The sequence below is a fragment of the Deinococcota bacterium genome (assembly GCA_030858465.1).
Classification (GTDB): domain Bacteria; phylum Deinococcota; class Deinococci; order Deinococcales; family Trueperaceae; genus JALZLY01.
Genome location: JALZLY010000262.1, coordinates 1 through 3,148, shown reverse-complemented (window position 1 = coordinate 3,148; position 3,148 = coordinate 1). Strand labels below are relative to the sequence as shown.

General features: G+C 66.8%; 3 protein-coding genes and 1 pseudogene. 3 read left to right on the top strand and 1 reads right to left on the bottom strand.

Annotated features, from left to right (window positions below; genetic code table 11):
- Positions 1–2,017, top strand: a 2,017-nt coding sequence (locus M3498_13325) for a UvrD-helicase domain-containing protein (protein ID MDQ3460259.1), incomplete at its 5' end; no start/stop codon positions are given.
- A 29-nt stretch (positions 2,018–2,046) separates the two neighbouring features.
- Here M3498_13325 and M3498_13320 read toward each other — a convergent pair.
- Positions 2,047–2,160: pseudogene (locus tag M3498_13320) on the bottom strand (succinate dehydrogenase iron-sulfur subunit).
- 169 nt (positions 2,161–2,329) lie between these two features.
- Here M3498_13320 and M3498_13315 point away from each other — a divergent pair.
- Complete coding sequence (locus tag M3498_13315; protein ID MDQ3460258.1) at positions 2,330–2,590, top strand: ribbon-helix-helix domain-containing protein; 261 nt, start codon at positions 2,330–2,332, stop codon at positions 2,588–2,590.
- Entirely contained in the window at positions 2,587–2,928 is a 342-nt protein-coding gene (locus M3498_13310; protein ID MDQ3460257.1) for a type II toxin-antitoxin system PemK/MazF family toxin, read from the top strand. The genes M3498_13315 and M3498_13310 overlap by 4 nt, the downstream gene beginning before the upstream one ends.
- Positions 2,929–3,148 lie beyond the last annotated feature (220 nt).

Genomic DNA, 3,148 nt, shown 5'->3' with positions numbered 1-3,148 from the left:
GTTTCAAGACGTCAACCCGCTGCAAGGGCAGTTTTTCGAGCGGCTCGAGGCGGGCGGCCTGGGGCTCGAGGTGGTGGGCGACCCCAAGCAGTCCATCTACGCCTTCAGGCACGCCGACGTGTCGGTCTTTCGCCGCGCCCTGGCCGACGGCGAACGCCAGCCGCCGCTCGCCCAGTCGCGCCGCCACGCCGGGGTCATCCTGCGCTTTTTGAACCGCATGACGGGGACCTTCGCCGAGCGCGGCTGGGGCTTTGCCGCGGGCGAGGCACCTGTGGTCGCCGCCGCGGGCGCGCAAGCCGAGAGGCTGGGCCGGCTCGAGTGCCACTGGCTGAGGGGCGAGGAGAGGGTGGACCTGCTGCGCGCCCGCGAGGCCGAGGTGCTGGCGCAGCGGCTAGGAGCGCTCGGGGCGAGCTACGCCTACAGCGACATGGCCGTCCTGGCCCGCTCCTACCACGGCCTCGCCGTCGTCGAGGCGGCGCTCTCGGCGGCGGGCCTGCCCTACGTCCTGGTCCAGGGCCGGGGCTACTTCGAGCGGCTCGAGGTCCGCGACCTCTACCACGCCCTGCGCGTCGCCGTTCAGCCGCGCGGCCTGTCCCTGGCGGCCTGGCTGCGCAGCCCCTTCGCCGCTCTGGCGCTCGCCGATATCGACCGCATCCTGGGCGCGGGCGAGCCCCTGACCGTGTTGGGGGCGGACTTTCCCGAGGTCCACGCCCGCTTGGGGCGCATCCAGACGGCGGTGCGCGAGCTGTCGCCACTGGGCGCCCTAAAGGAGCTCATCCGCAGCCCTTTCATCGGCGGGCGGCGCTACGTGGACCTCTTGGACGCGCGCGCTAGGGAGAACGTCGACGCGCTGCTCTTCACGGTGGCGCAGGGGCCGCCGGGCGAGCTCGAGATCCTCCTCGCCCGGCTCGAGCTCTTGAGCCGCCAGGCCGAGGCCGGCGACGTGCCGCAGAGCGGCGAGGGTATAAGGCTCCTGACGGTCCACCGCGCCAAGGGGCTCGAGTGGCCGGTGGTGGCGGTCTTCGACGCCGGGCGCAAGCCCATGACCCGCGCCGAAAGCCTCTACGTCGAGCCCCAGGAGGGCGTCGTCGCCATGAGGGGCACGCCCCGGTACGAGGCCTTGCGGGCGGCGAGCCGTGAGCGCGAGCGTCAGGAGAGCTACCGGCTCCTCTACGTGGCGGCCTCGCGGGCGCGCGACGTGCTCATTATCTCCGGCAGCGTGAGGCGCAAGCCCGAGGACTGGGCCGAGGCCATCGACGCGCTCGGCGTCGGCGTGAGCGGCCAGGCCTGGGACCGGCCTGAACTCCGGGTCCAGCACTGGCCCTACGCGCCCGCGGCGGGTCCCTTGAGCGCGCCGCCGCCCTCGGCCTCGGCCGAGTTGCCCGCCTGGATAGACCGGCGCTTTTCCCTCTCGCCGCTGCCTCCCGTCTTCTCGCCCTCGGCGCTCAAGGGCGACGATGAGCCCCTGCCGCTGCCCGACGAGGGCGAGGGCGAAAGGGTGCCGGGGCGCGCCCGCGCGGTGGGCACGCTCGTCCACTACGCCATCGGCCAGGACTGGTCGGCGCAAGACCCCGAGCACCTCGCCAACTTGGCGGCCCAGGAGGTGATGTTTCCCTTTAGCGCCAGCGAGCGTAACGAGATGATGGCCGAGGTGGCCGACCTGCTCGCCTCTTACGAGCGCCTCCTGGGCAGCGCCCTGCCCTGGCCCCGCGACGAGGACTACCCCGAGCTGCCGATGGCCCTGCCGCGCGGTGCCACCGTCTGGCAGGGTATCATCGACCGGCTCTACCGGGTGGGGGAGAGCTGGTTTTTAGAGGACTACAAGACCGACCATGAGACCTTGCCCGAGCGCTACTTCGTGCAGCTCGGCCTCTACCTCCTGGCGATCCGCGAGGTCCTGGGCGTCGAGCCCGAGCTGAGGCTCGTCTACTTGCGGTACGGAAAGGTCGAGAGGCTCGAGGCTGCTTTGGTAGAGGCGGCTGTCGAAGAGGCCCTGAGAGACGTGGCGAGATCCTGACGGTTGGTCCCGTCACTTCTCAAACCACTTTAGGCCCTGCGCCACATCATCTCGCGCTTGAGCTGTTCGATGGCCTCGGTGATGGGGATGTCGCGCGGGCAGGCCTCGGTGCAGTTGTAGGCGGTGCGGCAGCGCCACAGGCCAGGAAGGGCAAGTCTCGATGCGCTGAGCCCTCGAGGATAAGGGAGAAAAACACTCTGTCGTATCAGGGGAGTCGTCTTGACCTTGCATCAACCAGGGGTTAGCGCCACTGTTGCGTTAAAGAGTAGCTTTACCAGTTGAACGAGAGCGCTTGTGGTGCTACCATAAGGTATGAACATCCGTAACACCGTCGCCAAGTTTTCTGTCAGCATCCCAGCAGAATTGGCGAACTTTCTCGAGGACTATCAAAAAGAGCATAAGCTCAGCAGCCGCAGCGAGGTGATCAGTATCAGCCTCGAGAAACTCCGTGAGGCCGAGCTTGGCAAAGCATATCGAGAACACGCGAAGGACTGGCAGAGCGACCCCGACCAAGCGTTCTGGGACTCAGCGGCGGCGGACGACGGCATTAGTACCGACGAGTCGGGCTGGTGAACCTAAGGCGCGGCGACATCGTGCTCGTGGACTTTGAGCCCGCTAGAAGGGCCGAAGCAAACAAGATTCGTCCCGCCATCGTCATCACCAACGATCAGGCCAACGAACACGGCAGCAGTGTCGTGGTGGTGCCGCTGACCGGCAACACTGAGCGAATCTATCCCTTTCAACTCTTCATGCCGAAACAGCAAACCGGCTTGGAGAAGGACGGCAAAGCGCAGGTCGAGCTTCTGCGGAGCGTCAGCAGGAGCCGCGTGGGACGGCGCCTGGGGATCATGCCTCGAGCGCTCCTCGCCGAACTCGACCAGCGCCTCAAACTTCACTTGGGGCTTGGCTAAGTAACCGTCCAAATATTAACTCCTAAGTGAGTGGACGGATTTTCGTAGTCATCATGCATTGCCTCAAGAAAACGGGAAGTTGTTTTTGGACGCTCACTTAGAGCAGTCCGAAGAGGCCAAGGTCGTGTAAGAGCGCAGCACGGCGCAACGTAGTCATGTCTGGTGCGCTGAGGCCACAGGTGCAAGCAGCAGCCTCCGCGAACACGGCGACCCCCGACGC

Coding starts and splice junctions, on each gene's coding strand:
- M3498_13315 (MDQ3460258.1), top strand. CDS start 2,330: ATGAACATCCGTAACACCGTCGCCAAGTTTTCTGTCAGCATCCCAGCA.